At 71.9% G+C, this 24159-nt stretch carries 22 protein-coding genes; 15 read left to right on the top strand and 7 right to left on the bottom strand.

Features of this window, described 5'->3' with window-relative positions:
• Positions 1-7: 7 nt before the first annotated feature.
• From DEJ47_RS09000 to DEJ47_RS08990, 3 genes are all read left to right on the top strand, one after another.
• The gene (locus tag DEJ47_RS09000) at positions 8-1756 is read left to right on the top strand and encodes a lytic murein transglycosylase (RefSeq protein WP_150166645.1); all 1749 of its coding nucleotides are present in this window, start codon (positions 8-10) and stop codon (positions 1754-1756) included.
• Between the two features lie 174 nt (positions 1757-1930).
• Positions 1931-2065 (top strand): SPW_0924 family protein, encoded by a 135-nt coding sequence (locus DEJ47_RS08995; protein WP_150166643.1) that lies wholly within the window; start codon positions 1931-1933, stop codon positions 2063-2065.
• A gap of 20 nt (positions 2066-2085) precedes the next feature.
• Entirely contained in the window at positions 2086-3084 is a 999-nt protein-coding gene (locus tag DEJ47_RS08990; protein ID WP_150166641.1) for a DUF3068 domain-containing protein, read from the top strand.
• Positions 3085-3098: 14 nt separating this feature from the next.
• Here DEJ47_RS08990 and hrpB read toward each other — a convergent pair whose 3' ends face one another.
• Positions 3099-5675: an ATP-dependent helicase HrpB gene (gene hrpB / locus DEJ47_RS08985; protein WP_150166639.1), complete on the bottom strand. Its 2577-nt coding sequence runs from the start codon at positions 5673-5675 to the stop codon at positions 3099-3101.
• A 4-nt stretch (positions 5676-5679) separates the two neighbouring features.
• Entirely contained in the window at positions 5680-6630 is a 951-nt protein-coding gene (locus DEJ47_RS08980; RefSeq protein WP_150166637.1) for a class I SAM-dependent methyltransferase, read from the bottom strand.
• 227 nt (positions 6631-6857) lie between these two features.
• On the opposite strand from DEJ47_RS08980, the gene rpsA reads away from it, so the two are divergent.
• The gene (gene rpsA / locus DEJ47_RS08975) at positions 6858-8366 is read left to right on the top strand and encodes a 30S ribosomal protein S1 (protein WP_150166635.1); all 1509 of its coding nucleotides are present in this window, start codon (positions 6858-6860) and stop codon (positions 8364-8366) included.
• A 161-nt stretch (positions 8367-8527) separates the two neighbouring features.
• On the opposite strand, the gene DEJ47_RS08970 is transcribed toward rpsA, so the two are convergent.
• Entirely contained in the window at positions 8528-9499 is a 972-nt protein-coding gene (locus tag DEJ47_RS08970; protein WP_150166633.1) for a right-handed parallel beta-helix repeat-containing protein, read from the bottom strand.
• Positions 9500-9711: 212 nt separating this feature from the next.
• Between DEJ47_RS08970 and DEJ47_RS08965 the strand changes: the two genes are divergently transcribed.
• From DEJ47_RS08965 to DEJ47_RS08955, 3 genes are all read left to right on the top strand, one after another.
• Complete coding sequence (locus DEJ47_RS08965; protein ID WP_150166631.1) at positions 9712-10650, top strand: PAC2 family protein; 939 nt, start codon at positions 9712-9714, stop codon at positions 10648-10650.
• Positions 10651-10680: 30 nt separating this feature from the next.
• Complete coding sequence (gene coaE / locus DEJ47_RS08960; RefSeq protein ID WP_150166629.1) at positions 10681-11280, top strand: dephospho-CoA kinase; 600 nt, start codon at positions 10681-10683, stop codon at positions 11278-11280.
• Positions 11281-11546: 266 nt separating this feature from the next.
• Entirely contained in the window at positions 11547-11912 is a 366-nt protein-coding gene (locus DEJ47_RS08955) for a tetratricopeptide repeat protein (RefSeq protein ID WP_150166627.1), read from the top strand.
• Between the two features lie 50 nt (positions 11913-11962).
• Here the strand turns inward: DEJ47_RS08955 and DEJ47_RS08950 are convergent, their stop codons facing one another.
• On the bottom strand, positions 11963-12256 hold the full coding sequence (locus DEJ47_RS08950) for a DUF6343 family protein (RefSeq protein ID WP_398333279.1): 294 nt from the start codon (positions 12254-12256) through the stop codon (positions 11963-11965).
• Positions 12257-12405: 149 nt separating this feature from the next.
• On the opposite strand from DEJ47_RS08950, the gene DEJ47_RS08945 reads away from it, so the two are divergent.
• A complete protein-coding gene (locus tag DEJ47_RS08945; protein WP_150175515.1) occupies positions 12406-13314 on the top strand; it encodes an acyltransferase domain-containing protein in 909 nt (302 codons plus the stop codon).
• Between the two features lie 71 nt (positions 13315-13385).
• Positions 13386-14081, top strand: a complete 696-nt coding sequence (locus DEJ47_RS08940) for a class I SAM-dependent methyltransferase (RefSeq protein ID WP_150175514.1) — start codon at positions 13386-13388, stop codon at positions 14079-14081.
• An 11-nt stretch (positions 14082-14092) separates the two neighbouring features.
• Here DEJ47_RS08940 and DEJ47_RS08935 read toward each other — a convergent pair whose 3' ends face one another.
• The gene (locus tag DEJ47_RS08935; protein WP_150166625.1) at positions 14093-14575 is read right to left on the bottom strand and encodes an RNA-binding S4 domain-containing protein; all 483 of its coding nucleotides are present in this window, start codon (positions 14573-14575) and stop codon (positions 14093-14095) included.
• A 131-nt stretch (positions 14576-14706) separates the two neighbouring features.
• On the opposite strand from DEJ47_RS08935, the gene DEJ47_RS08930 reads away from it, so the two are divergent.
• From DEJ47_RS08930 to DEJ47_RS08905, 6 genes are all read left to right on the top strand, one after another.
• Entirely contained in the window at positions 14707-16089 is a 1383-nt protein-coding gene (locus DEJ47_RS08930) for a M20/M25/M40 family metallo-hydrolase (RefSeq protein WP_150166623.1), read from the top strand.
• Positions 16086-17627 (top strand): YfcC family protein, encoded by a 1542-nt coding sequence (locus DEJ47_RS08925; RefSeq protein ID WP_223828282.1) that lies wholly within the window; start codon positions 16086-16088, stop codon positions 17625-17627. Before DEJ47_RS08930 ends, DEJ47_RS08925 begins: the two co-directional genes overlap by 4 nt.
• Positions 17628-17673: 46 nt before the next feature.
• On the top strand, positions 17674-18405 hold the full coding sequence (locus tag DEJ47_RS08920; protein WP_150166621.1) for a uracil-DNA glycosylase: 732 nt from the start codon (positions 17674-17676) through the stop codon (positions 18403-18405).
• Between the two features lie 32 nt (positions 18406-18437).
• Positions 18438-19628: a nitrate/nitrite transporter gene (locus DEJ47_RS08915; protein ID WP_150166619.1), complete on the top strand. Its 1191-nt coding sequence runs from the start codon at positions 18438-18440 to the stop codon at positions 19626-19628.
• A gap of 25 nt (positions 19629-19653) precedes the next feature.
• Positions 19654-20607: a prolyl aminopeptidase gene (gene pip, locus DEJ47_RS08910; RefSeq protein ID WP_150166617.1), complete on the top strand. Its 954-nt coding sequence runs from the start codon at positions 19654-19656 to the stop codon at positions 20605-20607.
• A 264-nt stretch (positions 20608-20871) separates the two neighbouring features.
• On the top strand, positions 20872-21816 hold the full coding sequence (locus DEJ47_RS08905; protein WP_398334492.1) for a glycoside hydrolase family 6 protein: 945 nt from the start codon (positions 20872-20874) through the stop codon (positions 21814-21816).
• A 22-nt stretch (positions 21817-21838) separates the two neighbouring features.
• On the opposite strand, the gene DEJ47_RS08900 is transcribed toward DEJ47_RS08905, so the two are convergent.
• On the bottom strand, positions 21839-22861 hold the full coding sequence (locus DEJ47_RS08900; RefSeq protein ID WP_150166615.1) for a hypothetical protein: 1023 nt from the start codon (positions 22859-22861) through the stop codon (positions 21839-21841).
• Entirely contained in the window at positions 22858-24147 is a 1290-nt protein-coding gene (locus DEJ47_RS08895) for an MFS transporter (RefSeq protein ID WP_150166613.1), read from the bottom strand. Before DEJ47_RS08895 ends, DEJ47_RS08900 begins: the two co-directional genes overlap by 4 nt.
• Positions 24148-24159: the final 12 nt, after the last annotated feature.

Raw genomic sequence — 24159 nt, 5'->3', positions numbered from 1 at the left:
CTCGGTCATGGCGCCGGTAATCGGCAGGCGGCTGCGCAGAGGAACGGTGACCGCCGCGGTGGCCGCGGCGGCGGTGGCGGCCCTCGCCGCGTCGCAGGCGCCGGGCGTGACGGACGTGGGACGTGAGGGTCCGGCGGCGGGCGCCGCCGACACCCCGCCGCCGTCCGGTGACTCCGCGACCGGCGACTCCCCCTACTACACCGACCTGCCGGACCTGAAGAGCCCCGTCCCGCCGAACGGTGGAAACACAAAGCAGGAGGCGGGCGTTCCGGCCACGGTCCTCGACGCGTACAAGAAGGCCGAAGCGGCCCTCAACAAGGACAAGCCGGGCTGCAACCTGCCCTGGCAACTCCTCGCCGCCATCGGCAAGGTGGAGTCCGGCCAGGCCCGCGGCGGCCGCGTCGACGCGAACGGCACGACGATCAAGCCGATCCTCGGCCCGCCCCTGAACGGCAACGGCTTCGCGAAGATCACCGACACCGACAAGGGCGCGTACGACGGGGACACCACGCACGACCGTGCCGTCGGCCCGATGCAGTTCATTCCGTCGACGTGGGCGACCTGGGGCCAGGACGGCAACGGCGACGGCGCGAAGGACCCCAACAACATCTACGACGCGGCCCTCGCCGCGGGCCGTTACCTGTGCGCGAACGACCGTGACCTGTCCGACGAGGACGACCTGCACAAGGCGATCCTGAGCTACAACCGGTCGACGGAGTACCTGAACACGGTCCTGTCGTGGCTGGAGTACTACCGCAAGGGCACCCACGAGATCCCCGACGGCACGGGAGCCCTGCCGGACGACCGCAGCGACACCCGCTACCCGGGCCTGCGTCCGGACCCGACCCCGTCGAACTCGCCGTCGTCCAAGCCGAAGCCGCGGCCCGGCTCCGGCGACGACAAGCCGGGCAACAACGGCGGCGGCAGCACCAAGCCGACGCCGCCGGGCAACGGCGGTTCGCAGAAGCCCACGCCCGCGGACGTCGACATGCTGGCCAACGCCGGGACGGGCGACCTCGTCGCGAAGACGGGCAACGCCTTCGGCGAACGCGTCGCGGTGCGCGCCCTGACCGAGTCGGGCGCGTCCGTGCCCAAGGTGAAGGTGCGGTTCACCGTGTCCGGCGACACGGACGCCCGCTTCGAGGGCGGCGTGCGCAGTGTCACCGTCACCACGAACGCGCAGGGCAAGGCCACCGCGCCGGTGCTGAAGGCGGGGCAGAAGGCCGGCCAGTTCGTCGTGCAGGCCCGGGTCCCGGGCAAGGCGGCGTCCCGCGTCGACTTCGCGGCGCAGACCCTCGCCCGCGTCGCCGACGCACTCGCCAGGACCAGCGACAAGGCGCTCGTCTGCGAGACGGACAAGGAGTTCGCCGACCAGGTCGAGGTCAGGGCGACGCACAAGGGCAAGGTCGCGGACGGCGTCGCGGCGACCGCCACGATGATCAAGTCGGCGACGGACGCGTCCGCCAACGACAAGGGCCCGTACTTCAAGGGCGCGGACGGCAAGCCGCTGCGCACCCTGACGGGTCTGAAGACCAACGCCAACGGCGTGCTGAAGCTCCCGAAGATGTACGCGGACGGCGCGGCCGGCACGTACCTGCTGCGCGTCGTCACGGAGGGCGGCGCCACGCTGACCGTCGAGCTGAAGGTGACCGCGGCGGAGCCCGACGCGACGCCGTCGCCGTCGGATTCCGCCGACGCCGGTGCCTCGCCCGGCGCGTCGCCGAGCGCCTCCACGAGCGCGTCGCCCGGCGCCTGACCGGACGGGCCCACCCGGGCCGCTCCGCGACTCCACAGGACCGCCCCTCCGCCCACCACGGCGGAGAGGCGGTCCTGTGTTGTGCAACGTGTTCTCATCTCACCCGTCCGTTGCTACGGTGCCCGGCCTGACGCCCTATCAGTTCCGGCCGTACGCCGAATCGGGAGGCCCCGCATGCGCGCTCTCATCGCCGCCGCCGCAGGTCTCGCCGCCGCGCTCGCCCTGGTCCTGACCATCACGGCGATCGGCGCCCCACCGGGTGAGACGTCCCCCGAGCCGCTCCTCACCACTGTCCCCAAGCACCCATAGACGTAGGGAGGGCCGCAGCGATGCGCCGCAAGGCCAGCCTCGTCCTGCTCGCCTTCGCCGTGTTCTGCACGGCCATGTCCCCGCTCATGCGCTGGTACGCCTTTCCGCGGCTCGCGAAGATCCCGCCGAGCCAGTACCAGGAGGCGGTCCTTGAGGCGGACGACCCGACCCTCATCGACTACGGCTCCATGAAGGCCAAGAAGATCGACAAAGTCACCATCGTGCAGACGCTCAAGGGCAACGTCGAGGCCTCCGAGAAGATCGAGAAGACCGCGGACCGCGACGTCGTCGTCTGGGACGCCCTCTCCTACGTCCAGGACGCCGACGGCAAGATGGTCTCCAAGATCCCCGAGCGCTACATCTTCGACGCGCACAGCCAGGAACCCGTCCACGCCACGGGAGAAGCGGTCGACGGGGACCCCGTCAAACGCGAGGGCATCGAGTTCAAGTGGCCCTTCCTCACCGAGAAGCGGGACTACGAGTACTTCGACGCACAGGCACGCATCACCCGCCCCATCCACTACAAGGGCACCCAGAACTTCCGCGGCCTGGAGGTCTACTACTTCGAGCAGACCATCCCCTGGACCAAAGTGCCCTTCCCGAAGACGATGCCCGTCAAAGGCATCACTCCGGAGTCCCTCGCCAGGACGGGCACCACCCGCTGGTACACCACCGTCCGCAAGTTCTGGGTCGAACCCACCACCGGAGCGCCCGTCTACGGAGAGGAGATCCAGAACAACGAGCTCCGCGGCGGCACCCTCCTCGGCGACCGGGACAAGGTCACCGTCTTCTCCGGGCACGTGAAGATGCGCGAGGACTACATCGAGGACACCGTCGACCTGGTCAAGTCCCAGCGCGTCCTCGTCCTCCTGCTGACCTCGTACCTCCCCTGGGGCTTCCTCGGCCTCGGCATCCTCCTGCTGGCCCTCTCCCTCTGGCTGGAGGCCCGCAGCCGCAGGCCGGGCGATCCGGCGCCCACCGCGGAGACCGACCCCGCACCACAGCCGGTCAACGCCTGATCCCCCGGAGGATCTCAGCTCTCGGAGCCCCGCGCGGCCTGCCTGGCCTTCGTGTAGCGGGTCGGCTCGGCCGTCGCCGGGTCCTCAGGCCATGGGTGCTTCGGGTAGCGGCCGCGCAGGTCGGCGCGGACCGCGCGGTAGCCGGACCGCCAGAAGGACGCCAGGTCGGCGGTGACGGCAGCGGGGCGCCCAGCGGGGGACAGGAGGTGGACGACGACGGGGACCGCGCCGTCCGCGATGCGCGGGGTCTCGGCGAGGCCGAACATCTCCTGCAGCTTCACGGCGAGGACCGGCTGCTCGGGATCCGCGTAGTCGATCCGGATCCTGGACCCGCTCGGCACCTCCATGCGCTCGGGAGCGAGCGCGTCGAGACGCGTCGCCTCGCCCGTCGCCCACGGCAACAGCCGCCCCAGCGCCTGCCCGGCGTCGATGCGCCCCAGGTCGGCCCGGCGCGCCGACCGGGAGAGCTCCGGCTCCAGCCACTCGTCCACGCGCGCGTGGAGCGCGCCCTCCGCTACGTCGGGCCAGGGCGCCCCGAGGTGCCGGTGCAGGAACGCGAGCCGCTCCCGCAGCTCCCGCGCGCCACGCGACCACTTCAGGAGGCCTGTCCCCTCCTCCCGCAGCCCGGCCAGCAGCGCCTCGCGCACCAGCCGGGGAGCGGACTCCTTCAAGGGGCGCACCGCCAGCTCGATCGCGCCGAGCCGCTCCACGTGCCGCGCCACGACGTCACCGCCGCTCCACGCCACCTCGTCGCCCTCGGAGCACAGCGGGGCCGCCGCGTCACGCGCCACGTCCTCGTCGATGTGCCCGCCGAGCAGCACGCGCGCGTGCCCCGCGCCCACCGGACGGTCGGCCACGGCGACGCCGACCCACTCCGAGCCCGCCAGCGCGGACCCCTGACGCACCTCGGCACGGGTGCCGCCGGCCATCAGATACACGCCGCCGCCCACGGCCCGTGCCACCCGCTCGGGAAACGCGAGCGCCGCGACCGTCCCGGCGACCCGGTCGTCACCTCGGAAGGGCCGGCCACCACTGCCGGAGTCCGGGTCCGCGGGATCGGGGGCGGCGGCGCGCCCCCGGCCCTCGACAGCCGACGCGAGACGCCGAGCCTCCTTGCGCCAGCGCGCCGCGTAGCCGTCGCCACCCTGCCGCGCGGTCCGCCACGCGGCCGCGAGGTCGTCCCCGTACTCGCGGGGCGGCTCCTCGCTCAGGAGCGCCACCACCTCCGCCGCCCGCCGGGCACCGACGACGGGAGCCGCGTCCAGGAGCGCCCGCGCGAGGCGGGGATGCAGTCCCACCCGGGACATCCGCGTTCCCCGCTCCGTCGCCCGCCCGGTGCCCGCGTCCACCGCGCCGACCGCCGCCAGGACCTCGCGGGCCGCCGCCATCGCGCCGCCCGGCGGGGGGTCGAGGAGCGCGAGCCCGGAGGCGTCAGGATCGCCCCAGCAGGCCGCCTGGAGCGCGAACGCCGCGAGGTCGGCCACTTTGATCTCCGGCGCGGGAAAACGCGGCAGACGCCCGTCCTCGGCCTCCGCCCAGCACCGGTACACGGCCCCCGGTGCCTCACGCCCGGCACGCCCCGCCCGCTGCCGCCCCACCGCCTGCGAGGCCCTCACCGTCGCCAGCGCGCTCAGCCCGCGCGCGTGGTCCACCCGCGGCTCCCGCGCGAGCCCCGAGTCCACGACCACCCGCACACCGGGCACCGTCAACGACGACTCGGCCACCGACGTCGCAAGGACCACGCGCCGGCCCGCCGATCCGGCGAGCGCCGCGTCCTGCACCGCCGCGGGCGCCCGCCCGTGCACCTGAAGCACCTCCACACCGCCGAGGTCCGACAGCTGCCCGGCGACCCGCGCGATCTCGCCGACCCCGGGCAGGAAACACAAGACGTCCCCGTCCCGCTCGGCCAGCGCCCGCCGCACCACCGACGCCACATGGGACAGCAGCGCGGGATCCACCCGCATCCCGTGCGGCGGCCGCACCGTACGCGGCGGCGGTGCCCACACCACCTCCACGGGGTGCGCGGTTCCGACTGCCTCCACCACGGGCGCGTCCCCGAGGAGCCGCGCCCAGCCCTCCGCGTCGGTCGTCGCGGACGCCGCCACCAGACGCAGCTCGGGCCGCAGCGCCGCCCGCACGTCCACCAGGAACGCCGCCACGGTGTCCGCGTCCAGATGCCGCTCGTGGCACTCGTCGAGGATGACCACGTCGACGCCGACCAGCTCCTGGTCGCGCTGGAGCCGTTGCAGCAGGACACCGGTCGTGACGACCTCCACGCGCGTGCGCGGGCCCACCACGCGCTCACCGCGCACGGTGTAGCCGACGCTGTCGCCCACCTTCTCGCCGAGCAGCCACGCCATCCGCCGGGCCGCCGCGCGCGCGGCGATCCGCCGCGGCTCGGCGACGACGACGCGGCGCGGACCCCGCGAGGCGTCGAGCAGCCCGGCCAGGTCCAGCGGCACCAGCGTCGTCTTGCCCGTCCCCGGCGGGGCACACAGCACGGCGCTGCCCGGCCCCTCCAGAGCGGACCGGAGGGCGGGCAGCGCGTCGCGTACAGGCAGGTCCAGCGCTTCGTTACGGAGTCCGGTCACGTACTCAGTCTCGTACGCACACGTAGATGGCCGTCCCCGGGATCAGGTTTCCCCGCAGCGGGGACCAGCCGCCCCACTCCTGGGTGTTCCAGGCGGGCCACTCCGGCTCCACGATGTCGACGAGGCGGAGCCCGGCGCCCACGATGTCCCGCACGCGGTCGCCGATCGTCCTGTGGTGCTCCACGTAGACGGCGTTGCCCTGTTCGTCCTGCTCCACGTAAGGAGTGCGGTCGAAATAGGAGGCCGCCACGGAGAGGCCCTCCGGGCCCGGCTCGTCCGGGAACGCCCAGCGGATCGGGTGCGTCGCGGAGAAGACGAAGCGGCCGCCGGGCCGCAGCACGCGCCGCACCTCCTTGAGGACGAGCACGGGATCGGCCACGAAGGGCAGCGCTCCGTAGGCGGAGCAGGCCAGGTCGAAGGAGCCGTCCTTGAAGGGGAGCACTCCGGCGTCGGCCTGCACCAGGGGAACGTTTCCGCCGATCCGCAGGGCATGCTGGAGCTGGCGGTGCGAGAGGTCGAGAGCCACCGGCCTGGCGCCCTGCGAGACCAGCCAGCGGGAGCACTGCGCGGCGCCGGCGCCGATCTCCAGGATGTCCTTGCCCTTGAGTTCCTCCGGCGGACCGAGCAGCTCGGCCTCCACCTCGTCGAGCCCCTCGGGACCCCACACGAAGCGGTCGTCCCCGAGGAACGTGCCGTGCTCGATCTGGTACTCGTCGGCGTTCCGGTCCCACCAGCCGCGGTTCGCGCGGCTGCTCTCCGTGACGTTCGCGTCACGCCGGGTCGCTTCGGGCTCGGGCAGCTCGGACTCTTGGATGATCGGCTCCATCGTCGTACTCTTCCGTGTCTTCCGTCGAACCTCGTCGCGAAGGGGGCGCGGTTCGGCCCGTGTGGCCTCATGCGACAGGTTTTGTGCCGGGTATGCGGCGATCCGCCCCGGGTGTGCGCCTTCGCGCATTGACCCTGTCCGGCTGCCCCCGTATGCTACAAGTTGCGCTGCGAGCCTGCGCTCCTCAGACATAGCAGGCTGCGCTCGCGTCTGTTGTATGTCCCCTCGGTTGTCGAGGCGCCTTCCGTTTCGCGGAAGTCGCGCTTCCAAGGCTGTCCGGCTTCTACAGAGTGCGAAATCGGCTCCGGCGTTGCAGTACCTACGACTTCAATGTCCGTACCGGAGCCCTTTCCCACATGACGAGCAGCACCGAGACCACCGCCACCACTCCGCAGGTAGCGGTCAACGACATCGGTAACGAGGAAGCCTTCCTCGCCGCGATCGACGAGACGATCAAGTACTTCAACGACGGCGACATCGTCGACGGCGTCATCGTGAAGGTCGACCGGGACGAGGTCCTGCTCGACATCGGTTACAAGACCGAAGGCGTCATCCCCAGCCGCGAGCTCTCCATCAAGCACGACGTCGACCCGAACGAGGTCGTCGCCGTCGGTGACGAGATCGAGGCCCTGGTTCTCCAGAAGGAGGACAAGGAAGGCCGTCTGATCCTGTCCAAGAAGCGCGCTCAGTACGAGCGTGCCTGGGGCACGATCGAGAAGATCAAGGAAGAAGACGGCATCGTCACCGGTACCGTCATCGAGGTCGTCAAGGGTGGTCTCATCCTCGACATCGGCCTCCGTGGCTTCCTGCCGGCCTCCCTCGTCGAGATGCGCCGCGTCCGCGACCTTCAGCCCTACGTGGGCAAGGAGCTCGAGGCCAAGATCATCGAGCTGGACAAGAACCGCAACAACGTGGTCCTGTCCCGCCGTGCCTGGCTCGAGCAGACCCAGAGCGAGGTCCGCCAGACCTTCCTCACGACCCTGCAGAAGGGCCAGGTCCGCTCCGGCGTCGTTTCCTCGATCGTCAACTTCGGTGCGTTCGTGGACCTCGGCGGCGTCGACGGTCTCGTCCACGTCTCCGAGCTCTCCTGGAAGCACATCGACCACCCCTCCGAGGTTGTCGAGGTCGGCCAGGAAGTCACCGTCGAGGTTCTCGACGTGGACATGGACCGCGAGCGTGTCTCCCTGTCGCTCAAGGCGACGCAGGAAGACCCGTGGCAGCAGTTCGCCCGCACGCACCAGATCGGGCAGGTCGTTCCCGGTAAGGTCACCAAGCTCGTTCCGTTCGGTGCGTTCGTGCGCGTCGACGAGGGCATCGAGGGCCTGGTCCACATCTCCGAGCTGGCCGAGCGCCACGTGGAGATCCCGGAGCAGGTCGTCCAGGTCAACGACGAGATCTTCGTCAAGGTCATCGACATCGACCTCGAGCGTCGCCGGATCTCGCTGTCGCTGAAGCAGGCCAACGAGTCCTTCGGCGCCGACCCGTCGGCCGTCGAGTTCGACCCGACCCTGTACGGCATGGCCGCGTCCTACGACGACCAGGGCAACTACATCTACCCCGAGGGCTTCGACCCCGAGACGAACGACTGGCTCGAGGGCTTCGAGTCGCAGCGTGAGGCCTGGGAGGGTCAGTACGCCGAGGCGCAGCAGCGCTTCGAGCAGCACCAGGCCCAGGTCATCAAGTCCCGCGAGGCGGACGCCCAGGCCGAGGCCGAGGGTGCGGCGGCTCCGGCCGGCGCGGCCCCGTCCGCCGGTACCGGTGGCGGCGGTTCGTACTCCTCGGAGTCGGACGACAACTCCGGCGCCCTTGCTTCCGACGAGGCGCTCGCCGCGCTCCGTGAGAAGCTCGCGGGTGGCCAGAGCTGAAGCTCGCCCTTGGGCGTAGCTGAGTGACGCTGCGGGCCCGCGTCCCCCTCCGGGGGGACGCGGGCCCGTCGTTGTTCTCGCAGTGCGGGTCCGTGGGGGCTGGTCGCGCAGTTTCCCGCGCCCCTGAAGAGCTCGTCCCCGCGGGACTCGTCTCAGGCCCGCTACGGAGTCACCGCGACATTCGTCAAGCCTCTGCCGCCCGTCACCGTGTTGCTCGCGTACACCGTCGTCCTGCACGACGTGCTGTGGTTCGTCACGTTGATCGCCAACTGCTTGTCTCCCGTGGCGCCCGTCAGGGTGGACCTGTTGGCGCGGAAGACCGTGCCGCAGCCCCAGCCGGACTGCTGGGAGTGGGTTTCGTAGCCGTTGTTCGTGGTGTTCTTGCCCGTGTTGTTCTCGATGGCGTAGTTGTTGCCCTTCACGTCGATCCACGAGTCGTCGTAGTGGTTGCCGGTCAGGCCCCTGCCGTCGAACGTGTTGCCCGAGACCTTGCCGCCCGTCGTGCCCTCCTTGAGGTCGACCGCCTCGCCACCCACGTCCGGACCGATCGTGTTGCCGAGGATCTGCACGCGGTCGCTCTTGTCCGAGAGCGTGTTGGCGGTGCCTACGTAGACTCCCTCTCCCATGCCCCGGCCATCGTTGCCCGTGTCGTGGATCCGCGAGTTCCTGATGACGCCGTCGCTGCTCGACTTGCGGAAGTGGACGCCCTCCATGTCGAGGCCGTGGACCGTGACGGTGTCCACGACGACGCCGCGTGCGGAGTCGATCATGATGCCTTTCTGGCCGCCCGTGACGGTGATGCCCTTCACCGTCCAGTACGCGGCACCGTTCAGGTGGAGGCCGTAGCCGCCGCCTGCCCTGAGTACTGCCCTGGGCGAACCGGTCAGCGTGATGCGGGAGTTGGCGCTCGCCGCCACGGAGGTCTTGAAGTTCCCGGAGTACGTTCCGTCGGCGAGGTGGATCGTGTCGCCGGGGGAGGCGTCGCTGAGCGCCGCCTTCAGTTCGGCGGCGGTGGAGACGTCGATGGTCCGCGCGGGGGCGGGTGACGCGGTCGCGGCGGAGGGTGCGACCAGGAGTGCCGTGGTGGCCGTCGTGGCGAACAGGGCGGTGAGGAACGGGCGTCGGGTGCGCATGGGGGGTGGCCTTCCCGTCGGCGGGGTCCGGAGGGCGTTCATGAGTACGTTCTCGTACATGAACGCTGGATGTGCCTATGAACGTAGAGGTGGGACATGTCCGCGTCAAGGTATGGACCAGGTCTTCAACTCCGCCGCTGCGCAAGGACGGCCGGGAATGCCCGTGACGCTGCGCGTGTTCTTCACTACGAACACGAGGAGGAGCGGTCACAGTGCTTGATCCGCAGGGTTTGTACGCATGGGAGCCGAAGGGTCTCGCCGTGGTCGACATGGCGCTCGCCCAGGAGTCGGCCGGACTTGTCATGCTCTACCACTTCGACGGATACATCGACGCGGGCGAAACCGGCGACCAGATCGTCGAGCGGCTCACGGACAGCCTGCCCGGGCAGGTGGTGGCCAGGTTCGACCACGACCGGCTCGTGGACTACCGCGCCCGCCGCCCGCTGCTCACCTTCCGGCGCGACCGCTGGAGCGACTACGAAGTGCCGACGCTCGACGTCCGCCTCGTCCAGGACGCCACCGGCGCGCCCTTCCTGCTGCTCTCCGGACCCGAGCCCGACGTCGAGTGGGAGCGGTTCGCGGCGGCCGTCAAGCAGATCGTGGAGCGGCTCGGCGTGCGGCTCTCCGTGAACTTCCACGGCATCCCCATGGGCGTACCGCACACACGCCCCGTGGGCCTCACCCCGCACGGCAACCGCACCGATCTGGTGCCGGGCCACAGAAGCCCCTTCGACGAGGCGCAGGTGCCGGGCAGCGCCGCGTCCCTCGTGGAGTACCGCCTCCTGGAGGCGGGCCACGACGTGCTGGGCGTCGCCGCGCACGTGCCGCACTACATCGCGCGCTCCGCGTACCCCGACGCCGCCCTCACAGTCCTCGAGGCCATCACGGGCGCGACGGGCCTGGTGCTGCCGACCGTCGCCCACGGACTGCGCACCGAGGCGCACCGGACCCAGACCGAGATCGACCGGCAGATCCAGGAGGGCGACGAGGAACTCGTCGCGCTCGTCCAGGGACTTGAGCACCAGTACGACGCGGCGGCGGGCGCGCAGGAGCGGGGCAACATGCTCGCCGAGCCGCTGGACATCCCGTCGGCGGACGAGATCGGCCGTGACTTCGAGCGCTTCCTCGCCGAGCGCGAGGGCGACGCGTGACGCGTAAGGCCAGGGCCTAAGCTTCCGGGCATGCTGAAAGTTGGCCTGACCGGCGGCATCGGTGCCGGCAAGAGCGAGGTGTCGCGGCTGCTCGTCGCGGCCGGAGCCGTGCTGATCGACGCGGACAAGATCGCGCGGGAAGTCGTGGAGCCCGGAACACCCGGTCTGGCGGCCGTCGTCGATACCTTCGGCGAGGACGTCCTGGCTCCGGACGGCTCGCTGGACCGGCCGAAGCTGGGCGCGGTCGTCTTCGCGGACGCCGGGAAGCTGGCCGCCCTCAACGCGATCGTGCACCCCTTGGTGGGCGCCCGCTCCGCCGAGCTCGAACAGGCCGCGTCCGCCGACGCCGTCGTCGTCCACGACGTGCCCCTCCTCACCGAGAACGGCCTCGCCCCGCTCTACGACCTGGTGATCGTCGTCGACGCGAGCCCAGCCACCCAGTTGGACCGCCTGGTGCGGCTGCGTGGCATGAGCGAGGAGGACGCCCGCGCGCGGATGGCCGCCCAGGCCACCCGCGAGAAGCGCCTGGAGATCGCCGACATCGTGATCGGCAACGACGGCCCGCTGGAAGGCCTCCCGGAACGGGTCGCCGAGGTCTGGGCGGACCTGGAACGCCGGGCACGCGCGTAGCACTCACATAGCGGTGGCGGCGGGCTCGGCGATGGCGGTGGCAGTGGCCGTTCCGGCGGCGGGCAGTCGCGTGGTGATGCTGGGCTGGGGCGGGCGGAGGCTGTCGCGCGCGTGGGTTGAGGCAGGAAAGAACCGTCACGCGCGCGTGTGCTGAGGTAGCTGAAGATTGTCACGCGTGCGTGGGGCGCGTCGCGTGTTCCCGCGCGGGCGGAATAGGCCGGGATGGGGCGGGCGTTGACGCGGGGGAGTGAGGGAAGGAGCCCGGCGTGCCCGACATCACCCCGGAGACCCATGTCATCGACTTCAGGGCGGCTGAGCAGCTTCTTGCCGCCCGGGACCCGCGCGGCGCGGTGAAACTGCTCGACACCGTCATCGCCGCCCACCCCGAGAACACGGCCGCCCGTCTGCTGCGGGCCCGCGCCTTCTTCGCCGCCGCGCAACTGCGCGCCGCCGAGCTGGAGTTCAGCATCGTCCTGGAGCGCGAGCCGGACAACGCGTTCGCGCACTTCGCGCTGGCCCGCACCTACGAACGCGGCGCGCGGCCCGAGCAGGCGCGCCGCCACTTCCGGCTCGCGGCCGCCCTCGATCCGCAGCCCGAGTACCTGGCGGCGGCCCGCTTCGACGAGGAGTAGGCCGGCAGCGGCGTGCCACCGGCGTCCGATGGCCGGCGGGTGCCTGATGGCTACCGGGCGTCCGGTGGCTGCCGGGCGTGCGGTGGCTGCCGGGCGTGCGGTGGCTGCCGGGCGTGCGGTGGTTCGTACGGCGGCACGCCCCTGCCCGGCTGGTAGTGCGGGCCCTGCCGCATCCGGTGTACGACCCACGCCAGGTCGGCGGCGACCACGACGAGCAGCGCCCCGCACGCCGCGGCCCACCCCGTCCGGCCGGCGAGCGCGAAGGCCACGGTGCCGAAGACGGCCCAGGCCAGGCCCCATACGCTGAACCAGAAACGCATCCGCAGGGGACTGCGTGCGGTCACCGGTTCACTGCCTGTACGCATCATGGAGGTCATCTCCTCCTTTACAGGATAAAGAGGGTGAGAACGTGCTGGAAGCGCTCAGGGCCGACGAGAACCTCGCCGCGTGGCTGCGGGACCTGGAGAGCGCGGGGGAGCCACGGGCAACCGCGGTGCTTCCGGACGCCGATGACCTGCCGGAGGTGCTCCTCGACCTCGCCGTGCCGCACGAGGACATCAACCCGCTCGTGGCGCTGCGCGACCGGCTGTGGGCGGACCCGGAGGCGCGCTGGCTGCTCGACCGCTGCGCGGACGCCGTCGTGCGCGACACGGGGAAGGTCGTCGGCGGGCAACTGCCCGTACCGCCCGTGCTGCCCGAGGCGTGGGGTGAGCTCGGGCGCTGCTTCTTCGTGTACGTGTACGTGGCGGCGCTGGAACACGTGCGTGCGTACCACCGCGGCCGTGGCGTCCCCGACGACGTCTCGCGGCGCACCCTCGCCGACCTCGGGCGCCATCTGGCGGTCCACCGCAGGGCGCGCGGCAGCCGGGGGCTCCTCGTGCCGGAATGGCTCGGCCTGCACTTCAGGGGCGAGCTCTACCAGTTGGGGCGGTTGCAGTTCCAGCGTGCCGTGCTGGGCGAGCGCATGGGCGGTGCGACCGCGGCGGCCGGGCACCGGGCGGGTCCGGGGGACCTCTGCCTGAACGTCCACATCACCGATTTCCGGGGCGCGTTGACGCCCGAGGCCTGCGACCGGTCGATATCCATGGCGCGGGAGTTCTTCGCCCGCCACTTCCCCGAGGAACGTTTCGAGACAGCCGTCTGTCACTCCTGGCTGCTCGACCCGCAACTGCGGACGTACCTGCCCGACGATGCGAACATCGTCCGCTTCCAGCGGCGATTCCGCCCGGCGGCGGGGTATGGGCAGGAGCCGTCGGACGGCGACCCCGTCGCCTTCGTCTTCGGCGACCGGGACCTCCCCGTGGCCGGACTTCCCAGGCGTACGCGGGTGGAGAGGGCCGTCGGCGACCATCTGCGGGCGGGCGGCCACTGGTACACGGGGCATGGCTGGTTCCCGCTGTAGCCGACGGGACGGCTCGGACGACGGGAACCGGGCGCGCCACACGCTTCGTTGGGGCGGGCATGAGCGTGGAGATGCGTGAGGGATACGAGGGGACAGGACCCGGTGCGATCACGCCGGACGGGTGCGCGGTCGAGCTGTACACGCGCCTGTCCGTCGGGGACGAGCCCGATGTCATCGAAGCCGCGGTGCCCGCCGGGGCGCACATCCTGGAACTGGGCTGCGGCGCGGGCCGGGTGACGCGTCCGCTCCTGGAGCGCGGGTTCCGGGTGACGGCCGTGGACGAGTCCGCCGAGATGCTGGAGAAGGTCGCCGTGCTGGACGGCGGGGTGCGGACGGTCCGCAGCCCCATAGAGAAGCTCGACCTGGACGAGAAGTTCCCCGTGGTGATGCTCGCGTCGTTCCTGGTGCACACGGGCGACGAGGCGGTCCGGCGCGGGATGCTGCGCGTCTGCCGGAACCACGTCACGGAACAGGGCTGCGTGCTGATCCAGCGGGAGGGCGCGGACTACCACACGAACCTGCCGAGGGAGCGCGTCGACCCGGGCGGCTACACCGTGCGGATCGTGTCGGCGACGCCGGTCGGCGACGGCGTGAACGAGGTGCGCGCGGAGTACATATTCCCGGACGCCGAATGGACCCAGACCTTCCGGGCCAGACCTCTCGACAAGGAGCAGTTCGAGACGGCGCTCGCGGAGGCGGGCCTGAAGGTCGACGCGTACCTCACGGACGACGGCACGTGGGTGCGGGCCGTCCCGGTGGCCCTCTAGCCGTCAGTCCCTCAGCCCTCCGCTCCCCGCAGCCGCTCCATCTCGCGGCGGTCGCGTTTCGTGGGGCGGCCGGTGCCGCGGTCCCGGATGCCCGCGGGGGCGACCGCCTCGCGGGGCGGCGGGGGCGGCGAGTTGTCGACGTAGCACTCGACGGCGACCGGCGCTCCGACGCGCTTGCGGATGAGGCGCTTCACGACGACGATCCGCTCCCGGCCGCCGGGCTGCCGCAGGCGGATCTCGTCGCCCACGTGCACGCCGTACGCCGGCTTGACGCGGTCCCCGTTGACCCGGACGTGGCCGCCCTTGCACGCGGCGGCGCCTGCCGAGCGGGTCTTGGCCAGCCGGACCGACCAGATCCATGCGTCGACGCGCACGGAACCCTCTCCCGCCGGACCACTGCCCTGCCCGGCACCCGGACCACCGCTCGGTCCGGCGCCCCGGCCGTTGCCCGGCGCGGCTCCCTGTCCGCCGTCTCCTGAACTCTCCGCAGCCATGTGCCGACCTTAGTCCGGCTTCGGCGTGGCATGTCCGCCTCCCGGCGAGCCGTCCGGAATCCGCTGACCCGGGCCGCCGATAATTCGGACTGATCGCATCAAATCGGTCGCGACTCCCGGGAGTGCTGTCCATGACGTCTTTCGAAGCCACCGTCGACGGTCTGATGGACGGACTCCGCGCCGACCTGGAACGGCTCGCCGCGATCCCTTCCATCGCGTTCCCGGGGTTCCCCGCGGGGCCGGTCGAGGAGGCGCACGACCTGGTGGCCGGGCTGCTGCGGGATGCCGGTGTCCCGCGTGTCGAGCGGCTCGACCTGCCGGACACGGCCCCCGTGGTCTACGGAGAGATCCCGCCTCCGTCGCCGGACGCGCCGACCGTCCTGCTCTACGGCCACTACGACGTGCAGCCGCCCGGCGACGCCTCCCTCTGGACGTCCCCGCCCTTCGAGCCCACGCCGGTCGAGGGCGGGCTGCGCGCCCGGGGCATCGCGGACGACAAGTCCAACGTCATCGCGCACCTCGGGTTGGTGCGGGCGTACGAGGGTCGGCCACCGGTCGGGATCAAGATCGTCATTGAGGGACAGGAGGAGTACGGCAGCTCCTTCGACGGCTATCCGCCCACCGACCCGGAGCGGTTCTCCTGTGACGCCATGGTCATCGCCGACCTGGGCAACCTGCGTCCCGGCACCCCCACCCTCACCACCGGACTGCGCGGCGCCGCCGAGGTGACCGTCGAGGTCCGCACCCTCGACGAGCCGCGCCACAGCGGCGAGTTCGGCGGGGCGGCACCCGACGCGCTGCTCGTCCTCCTCAAGGCCCTCGCCACCCTGCACGACGTCCACGGAGACGTCGCCGTCGAAGGGCTGCGGCGCGAGGAGTGGACCGGCACCTCTTACACCGAGGAGGAGTTCCGCTCGCTCGCGGGCGTCCGCGAGGACGTGCCGCTCGTCGGCAGCGGCAGCCTCGGCGAGCGGCTGTGGAGCGGGCCCGCGATCACCGTCATCGGTCTGGACGCACCCAGCGTGCAGCACGCCGCCTCCGCCGTGGTGCCGTGCGCGAGAGCCAAGCTCAACCTCCGCTTCCACCCGAGGCAGGACCCGAGGGAGGCGCAGGACAGGCTCGTCGAGCACCTGCGCTCCCTCAAGCCCTTCGGCGTCCCGCTCACGGTCACGCCCGGCGACACAGGGCCCGGCTTCGAGGCCGCCACCGGTGGTCCCGCCCACCGCGCCGCGCTCACCGCGCTGCGGGAGGGCTGGGGGCAGGACGCCTCGTACGTGGCGACCGGCGGGTCCATTCCGCTCGTCAACGGGCTCGCGAAGGCGGCACCCGGCGCCGAGGTGCTGCTGTTCGGGGCGCAGGACAGCATGTGCAATCTGCATGCCCCGAACGAGCGTGTCCTCTTCTCGGAGCTGCGCGGTACGGTCATCGCGCTGTGCGCCTTCGTACGGGAGTACGCGGCCGGCTTCGGCGGGCAGGGTGGGCAGTCGGGAGCGTCGGGAGGCGGTGCCGCGTGAGTATCGCGCCGGCACCTTCGCAGGAGAAGCCGCCCGAGAAGGCGAAGTTCACCTTTCCCAGCGCCCTGACCGTCCTCGCGGTCGTCACCGTCGCCGTCTGGCTGCTCGCCTTCCTCGTGCCCTCGGGACAGTACGACCGCAACAAGTCGGGCGCCCCCGTAGAAGGCAGCTACCACCGCGTCGACTCCGGGCAGTCCTTCGTCGACCGCCTCAACGACCTCTTCCTGTCGCCCGTCAACGGGCTCTACGGCATCCAGGACGAGAAGACCTCGCTGGTCGCGCCCGACAACACGGGATCGCTGTACGGCAGCGCCGGCGTCGTCCTCTTCGTCCTCGCCATCGGCGCGTTCATCACCGTCGTCTTCGCGACCGGCGCGCTCGACCGCGGCATCGGACGGCTCGCACACCGGCTGCGCGAGCGCGGAGCGCTGCTCATCGCCGGAGTCATGGTCGTGTTCTCGCTGCTCGGCACGGTCGAGGGCTTCGCCGAGGAGACCCTCGGCTTCTACGGTCTGATCGTGCCGCTGATGCTCGCCCTCGGGTACGACCGCATGACCGCGGTCGGCGTGATCATCCTCGGCGCGGGCGTCGGCGTGCTCTGCTCGACGGTGAACCCCTTCGCGACGGGCGTCGCCTCGTCCGCCGCGGGCATCTCGCTCGGCGACGGCATCGTCCTCCGCTCCGCCATGTGGATCGTGCTGACCGGCGTCACCGTCGCGTACGTCATCCGCTACGCACAACGCGTCCGACGCGACCCCGAGCGCTCCCTCTCCGGCTTCCTGCCCGGCGACCGGGACCGCGACCAGGACCGCGAGCGGGCCTCCGACGACGCCTCCGAAGTGCCCGAACTCACCGGTCTGCACCAGGCGGTCCTCGTCACCACGGGCCTCGTCTTCGCCTTCATGATCTTCTCGGTCGTGCCCTGGTCGAGTGCGCTGACGGGCAAGGCCGACGCGACACCGTACGGCTTCGAACTCGGCTGGTCGTTCCCGCAGCTGGCCGCGCTCTTCCTGGGTGCCGCGGTCCTCGTCGGGCTCGTCGCGCGCATGGGGGAGCAGCGGCTCAGCTCGACGATCATCCAGGGCGCCGCCGACTTCGTCTCGCCCGCGCTGGTCATCCTGCTCGCCCGCGGCGTCACGACGATCATGAACAACTCGAGGATCACGGACACCGTGCTCCACTCCATCGAAGGAGTGGTGAAGGGCACGTCCTCCGGGCTCTTCGCCGTCATCGTCTTCCTGGTGAACCTGCCGCTCGCCTTCCTGATCCCCTCCACCTCCGGCCACGCCACGCTCGCCATGCCGATCCTCGCCCCGCTCGCCGACTTCGCCGGTGTCCCGCGCGCGGTCGTCGTGACGGCCTGGCAGGCGGCCAGCGGCTGGATGAACCTGTGGGTGCCGACGACGGCTGTCACCATCGGCGGCGTGGCGCTCGCCAAGGTCGGCTACGACAAGTACCTGCGGTTCGTGTGGCCGCTCCTCGCCGTTCTCGCCGTGCTGATCTGCGGGTTCGTGGCGCTGGGGGCCGTGGCGACCTGAGCGGGCCCGGCGCGGAAGCGGGCACGGACGTACGTACGGTGGGGGCATGGACGGCCTGAGCGAACTGGACCAGCGGATCACCGCGTGCCGCGCCTGCCCCCGCCTCGTCGCATGGCGCGAGGAGGTGGCGCGCACCAAGCGCGCTGCCTTCGAGGACTGGGACTACTGGGGACGGCCCGTGCCCGGCTTCGGGCCGCACGACGCCGCGCTCCTCATCGTCGGCCTCGCACCCGCAGCGCACGGCGCCAACCGCACAGGACGCATGTTCACCGGCGACCGCTCCGGCGCGTTCCTCTACCCGGCGCTGTACGACGTCGGCCTCGCCTCCCGGCCCACGGCCGAGAGCGCCGACGACGGCCTGACGCTGTACGGCACCCGCATCACCTCGCCCGTGCACTGCGCGCCGCCCGCCAACAAGCCCACCACGGAGGAGCGCGACACGTGCCGCTCCTGGCTGGTGAGCGAACTGAAGCTGCTCGCCCCGACGCTCAGGGCGGTCGTCGTGCTCGGCGGCTTCGGCTGGCAGGCCGCGTTCCCCGCCTTCGCCGCCGCGGGCTGGCAGGTGCCGAGGCCGCGCCCGACGTTCGGGCACGGGGCGCACGTACGGCTCGCGGGCGACCCGGAACGCCCGGAGCAGGAGCCCCTCGACGTGTTCGGCTGCTTCCACGTCAGCCAGCGCAACACGTTCACCGGACGCCTCACCCCGGAGATGCTGCGGGACGTGCTGCGCACGGCGGCCTTCGAGGCGGGGCTGCACCCGAACGGCCCAGCAGAGTAGCCGCGCGGGGCGCTCATTCCTAGCGTGAGGACGTGGACGAGACACGCGCAGCCAAGCCCTCCGGTGCCGCCTACCGCAACCTGGTGCTGGCGACCATCGGCTTCACGCTCACCTTCTGGGCGTGGGACCTGGTGGCCCCGCTCGGCAGCGACTTCAAGGACCGGCTGAACCTGAGCTCCTTCGAGCAGTCGCTCCTGGTCGCCGTGCCGGTGATCGTCGGCTCGCTGGGTCGCGTCCCGGTCGGCGCGCTCACCGACCGCTACGGCGCCAAGAAGATGTTCCCGCTCGTCTCGGCGCTCACCATCATCCCGGTGCTGCTGATCATCCCCGCCAAGCACAGCTTCGGCGCGATGCTCGCGGTCGGCTTCCTGCTCGGTCTCGGCGGTACGACGTTCGCCATCGGCATCCCGCTGGTGAACTCCTGGTTCCCGCCCGCCCGCAGAGGCTTCGCGCTCGGTGTCTTCGGCATGGGCATGGGCGGCGTGGCGCTCTCCGGATACTTCACCCCGCGCATCGCCGAGCACGGTGAGAACCTGCCGTTCGTCGTCGTGGCGATCGCGCTGGCCGTCTTCGCGGTGCTCGCCTTCTTCCTCATCAGCGACCGCCCCGACCGGCCCGTCCCCACCAGTTCCCTCGGCACCCGGCTCGGCCGGGCGGGACGGCTGAGGGTGACGTGGGAGCTCTCCGCCCTCTACGCGATCGGCTTCGGCGGCATCGTCGCGTTCGGGGTGTACCTGCCCACGTATCTGAAGACCTGGTACGACCTCTCGCCCACCGACGCGGGCACCAAGGCCGCCGGCTTCGCACTCGTCACCGTGATCTTCCGGCCCATCGGCGGCTGGCTCTCCGACCGGATCCACCCGGCCACGGTCACCACGGTCGCCCTCGCGGTCGTCGCGCTCTTCGCCGTCGTGCAGGCCTTCGACCCGACGCTGAACCCGGTGGGCACGGTCTGCTTCCTGCTCATGGCGGCGGGCCTCGGCACCGCGAGCGGCAGCGTCTTCGCCCTCGTCTCCCAGGTCACCCCGCAGCCGCAGGTCGGCTCCGTCACGGGCATCGTGGGCGCGGTGGGCGGTCTCGGCGGGTTCCTGCCGCCGCTGGTCATGGGCGCGATCTACAGCGCCAAGGACTCGTACTCCATCGGCTTCATGCTCCTCTCCGACCTGGCGCTCGCGGGCTGCGTGTACGCGTACGGGCGCATGCGAAACGCGAAGGCGGAGTGAGACGGGGCGCGGTTACCCTGCCCCGATGGCTCTCTATCCGGACATCGAACCCTACGACCACGGCATGCTCGACGTCGGTGACGGCAACCGCGTGTACTGGGAGACCTGCGGCAACCCGCACGGCAAGCCGGCCGTGGTGCTGCACGGAGGCCCCGGATCCGGCTGTACCCCCTTCTTCCGCCGGTACTTCGACCCCGACGCGTACCGGATCGTCCTGCTCGACCAGCGGGGCGCGGGCCGCTCCACGCCGCACGCGAGCGACCCGGCGACCGACATGTCCGTCAACACGATCAAGCACCTGACGGCCGACCTGGAGCTGCTGCGGCGCCACTTGGGCATCGGGCGGTGGCTCGTGTGGGGCGTCTCGTTCGGTTCGGTGCTGGGTCTGCGGTACGCGCAGACGTACCCCGACCGTGTCTCGGAACTCGTCCTCACCGGGATCGCCACGGGCAGCCGCGCCGAGGTCGACCTGCTGACGCGGGGGCTCGGGCGGATCTTCCCCGAGGCGTGGGAGGCGTTCCGCGACGGCGTGCCGGAGGCGGAGCGCGACGGGGACCTGGCCGCCGCCTACAACCGCCTCCTGGAGTCGCCCGACCCGGACGTACGGGCCACCGCGGCGCGGGCCTGGACGGACTGGGAGACGGCGTGCGTGCCGGCGCCGCCGCGGTCCGTGCCGCGCTACGAGGACGAGGCGTTCCGGGCCGGCTTCGCGCGCACCGTCACGCACTACTTCGCCCACGACCACTGGCTGGGCGGCGACGAGGTCGTCCTGCGCGACGCGGATTCCCTCCGGGGGATCCCGGGCGTGATGGTGCAGGGCACCCTGGACTTCGGGAACCTCCTCGGCATCCCGTGGCGGCTGCGGGAGGCGTGGCCCGACAGCGAACTGGTGCTCGTCGACCTCGCGGGGCACAACGCGGGGGCGAGCGGGATCGCGGAGCAACTGACGGCGGCGACCGACCGATTCCGCCGATCCTGAGAGCCTGCCTCACAACCCCGGCCGGCCGCCGTCGGAGTGATTTTCGGGTGAAGCGTGGCCGCGACGGCGGGGGCGTGCGGTGCGGTGCGGGCGGGCCGGTCGCAGACTCCGGGAAAGCGCCGGGCAGGACCGGTGCCGAGCAACTGGAGCCGCCCGGTGTCCCCGTCGCCATCCCGCCGTCTCCGCTCGGGCGTCTCTTGCCTCACCTCTTCCTTCTCTCCCCGCCTGCGAGTCGCCCTCGCCGCGGCACTGCTGCTGGGCGCGCTGGGGGCAGGCCCTCCCGACACCGACACCGACACCGACACCGACACCAAGACCGACACCGCTCCCGCCGACGCCCCCGCGTTCTGGGTCGACCCGCAGAGCGCCGCCGCCCGGCAGGCCGCTGAGTGGCGGCGGACGGGGCGGACGGAGGACGCCCGGCTCATCGAGCGCATCGCGGAGCGGCCCCAGGCGGTCTGGCTGCACAGTGACGGGGCCGGTGCCGAGGTGCGGGCGCACGTGGAGGCGGCGGCCGCGGCGGGGCGCACGGCGGTGCTCGTGGCGTACTTCATTCCGCACCGCGACTGCGGCGCGTACTCGGCGGGCGGCGCGCACGACGACGCGCACTACCGCCGGTGGATCGACGACTTCGCCGCGGGCCTCGGCTCGCACGGCGCGTACGTGATCGTCGAACCGGACGCCGTCGCCCATCTGGTGGCGGGCTGCCCGGGGGCGGACGCGGCCGAGCGGTACGGGCTGCTCGCCCACGCGGTCCAGCGCCTGAAGCGTCAGCCGCACACGAAGGTGTACGTCGACGCGGGCAACGCGAGCTGGATCCCCGACGAACGCCGCCTGGTCGCCCCACTGCGCAGCGCGGGTATCGCCGAGGCCGACGGCTTCGCCGTGAACGTCTCCAACCACCAGACCAACGAGGTCAGTTCCGCGTACGCGCACCGCCTCGCCCGGGAACTCGGCGGCGGCAAGCACTTCGTCATCGACACCAGCCGCAACGGAAACGGCCCGTACCGAGGCACCCAGGCCTGGTGCAACCCGCCCGGCCGCGCCCTGGGCACGCCCCCCACCGCCACGACCGGCGACCCCTCCCTCGACGCCTACCTGTGGATCAAGCGCCCCGGCGAATCGGACGGAACGTGCCGGGGAGGCCCTGAAGCGGGCCAGTGGTGGCCGGAGTACGCCTTGGGGCTGGCCGGACGGGCCCGGGGCTGAGCCCCGGGCCCGAACCGGGAGTTCACCGCACCGCCGCCGGTGAACTCCCGTCGCGTATCCGCAGAGTGGGACGCCCCGAGCCGTCCGCCCGGGTGGTCCAGATGTCCTGTTTGCGGCCGTCCGCGCCCGGCAGGGCGTACGCGAGGGTGTCGTCGTCAAGCCAGGCCGCCTGGTCGTCGACGCTGTGCCGTTCGGCGAGCGGGTGCTCGCGCATCGTGCGCAGGTCGAGGACGTACAGCCGCCACGGGTCCCGCGTTCCCTTCCGCACCCGCTTCTTGAAGGCGATGCGCGTGTTGTCGGGGGAGAGGGACGGGCACTCGACGTTCGAACGCAGGGTGGTCGCCGACCACTTCGCCATGTCGCCGCGTACCAGGTACGTCTTGCCCTTGGTGGACACCGTCGCGTAGAAGCGGTTGTCGTCCTTCGCGAAGGTCACGCCCCAGTAGTTGACGTCGGGGGAGTGGTAGCGACGGCCGTCGAGGGTGAGGGGGATCTCCTCCATGTTCTTGATGAGGTAACCCGTACGGGTGTCCAGGATCGACGTACGGGTGGAGAACGAGGAACCCGCGTACGAGTCGCCCGTCGCGAACATCGTCCAGGACAGCATCCGCCCCGACGCCGAGACGCGCGCCCGGTTGGGGATGCCGGTCAGGGCGATCCGGCGCTTCTCGCGGAGCCGGTCGTCCAGGACGACCGCGTACGACTTGGGCGGGATCCCCGACCTGCGCTGGAGGCAGAGACCTGTGCCCGCGGCGGCGTAGAAGCGCTCGCAGGACGGGCCGCCGGTGGTGCGCGTGCCGCCGCCCCCGCCTCCGGAGGCCGGGACGCGTGCGACCCGGCCCGCCGCCTCCGTCGTACTGCGGAAGTAGAGCTTGCCCCGGTCCAGGCCGAACTCCGAGGTCGCGTCGGCTGATTCGGCGCGCTCCGCCGCCTGCAGCGTGTACGTGACGGCGACACCCGCGAGGACCGCGGCCGCCGCGGCCACGGCGACGACTCGGGAGCGGAGGGAGGAGAGTGGGGACGGGGGTGAGGACTGTGATTTCACGTGGGGCCTCCGGAAGATGTGTGCGACTGCGGAAGCAGCGCCGCCGCCCCCGCGACCGCCACCGTCAGCGCGACCACCGCGCAGGTCAGCGCGGTCCCGACGCCCCACAGCGTCCACGCCGCACCGAACCCGGCCGCGGCGACGAGCCGCGCGAGCGCCTGGCCGGTCTGCAGGACGGCCATACCGCTCGCCCGCCGTTCCTGCGCGACCACGGGGGCGACCAGCGCCATCAGGACGCCGTCGGTGGCCGCGTAGAAGATGCCGAGCAGCAGCAGTACGCCGATGAGGAGCGGCCAGCCGTCGGTGGGCGCGAGGAGGAGGACGTAGCCGCCGAGCAGCGCGACGTGTCCGGCGAGGAAGGGCACGCGGCGCCCGACGCGGTCGGCGAGCCGCCCCGCGGGAACGGCGAGCAGCAGGTAGACAGCGGCGGCGCCCAGCGGCAGCAGCGGGAACCACGAGATGGCGAAGTCGAGCCGTCGCTGGAGGAGGAGGTAGAGGAACGCGTCGCCGATGGTGGCGGCGCCGAGCAGTGCCGCCGCGCACAGGACGCGCCGGAAGGCGGGGACGCGGAGGAGACCGAGGGCGCGAGGACGCGGGGCGGCGGGCCGGTGCCGCTCGGGGGCCGGGCGCGATGGCCGCGGTGAGACCTGCGACAAGTGCCCCGGCACGAAAGCGACCAGCATCAGCACCCCGAGCAGCCCGAAGCAGAAGCTGACGACGAACACGGCGTCGTACGCGTCCGCCGTCGCCCACAGCAGCGCGAACGCGGCGAGCGGCCCGAGCAGCGCGCCCGTCGTGTCCATCGCCCGGTGCACACCGAAGGCGCGGCCCAGTGTGTCGGGCGGGCTGCTCAGCGAGATGAGGGCGTCGCGCGGCGCGGTGCGCACGCCCTTGCCGATGCGGTCGGCGGCGAGCGCGGCGCCGATCCCCGCGGTGGCGCCGCCCGCGAGGAGCAGCCCGAGGCGGGAGAGCGCGGAGAGTGCGTAGCCGCCGCCCGCGACCAGTTTGTGCCGGCCGCCGCGGTCGGCGGCGTATCCGCCGGCCAGCCGCACAAGAGCCGTGACTCCGTTGTAGAGCCCGTCGAGGAAGCCGAACTGGAGAGGGGAGAGACCGAGTTGGAGGACGAAGTAGAGCGGCAGGACGGCGGTGACCATCTCGGAGGAGATGTCCGTGACCAGGCTGACCGCGCCGAGCGCGAGGACGGGTCCCGCGACGCGGCCGCGCCGGACCCCGGACTGTTCCTGTTCCGAGGCCTTGGCGACCGCGTCGGTGGTGGCCAGATACATGGCGTTCGCGTT

The sequence above is a fragment of the Streptomyces venezuelae genome (genome assembly GCF_008642355.1).
GTDB lineage: Bacteria > Actinomycetota > Actinomycetes > Streptomycetales > Streptomycetaceae > Streptomyces > Streptomyces venezuelae_B.
Note: the sequence above shows the minus strand (reverse complement) of the source record. Positions and strands in the feature narration are given on the sequence as shown.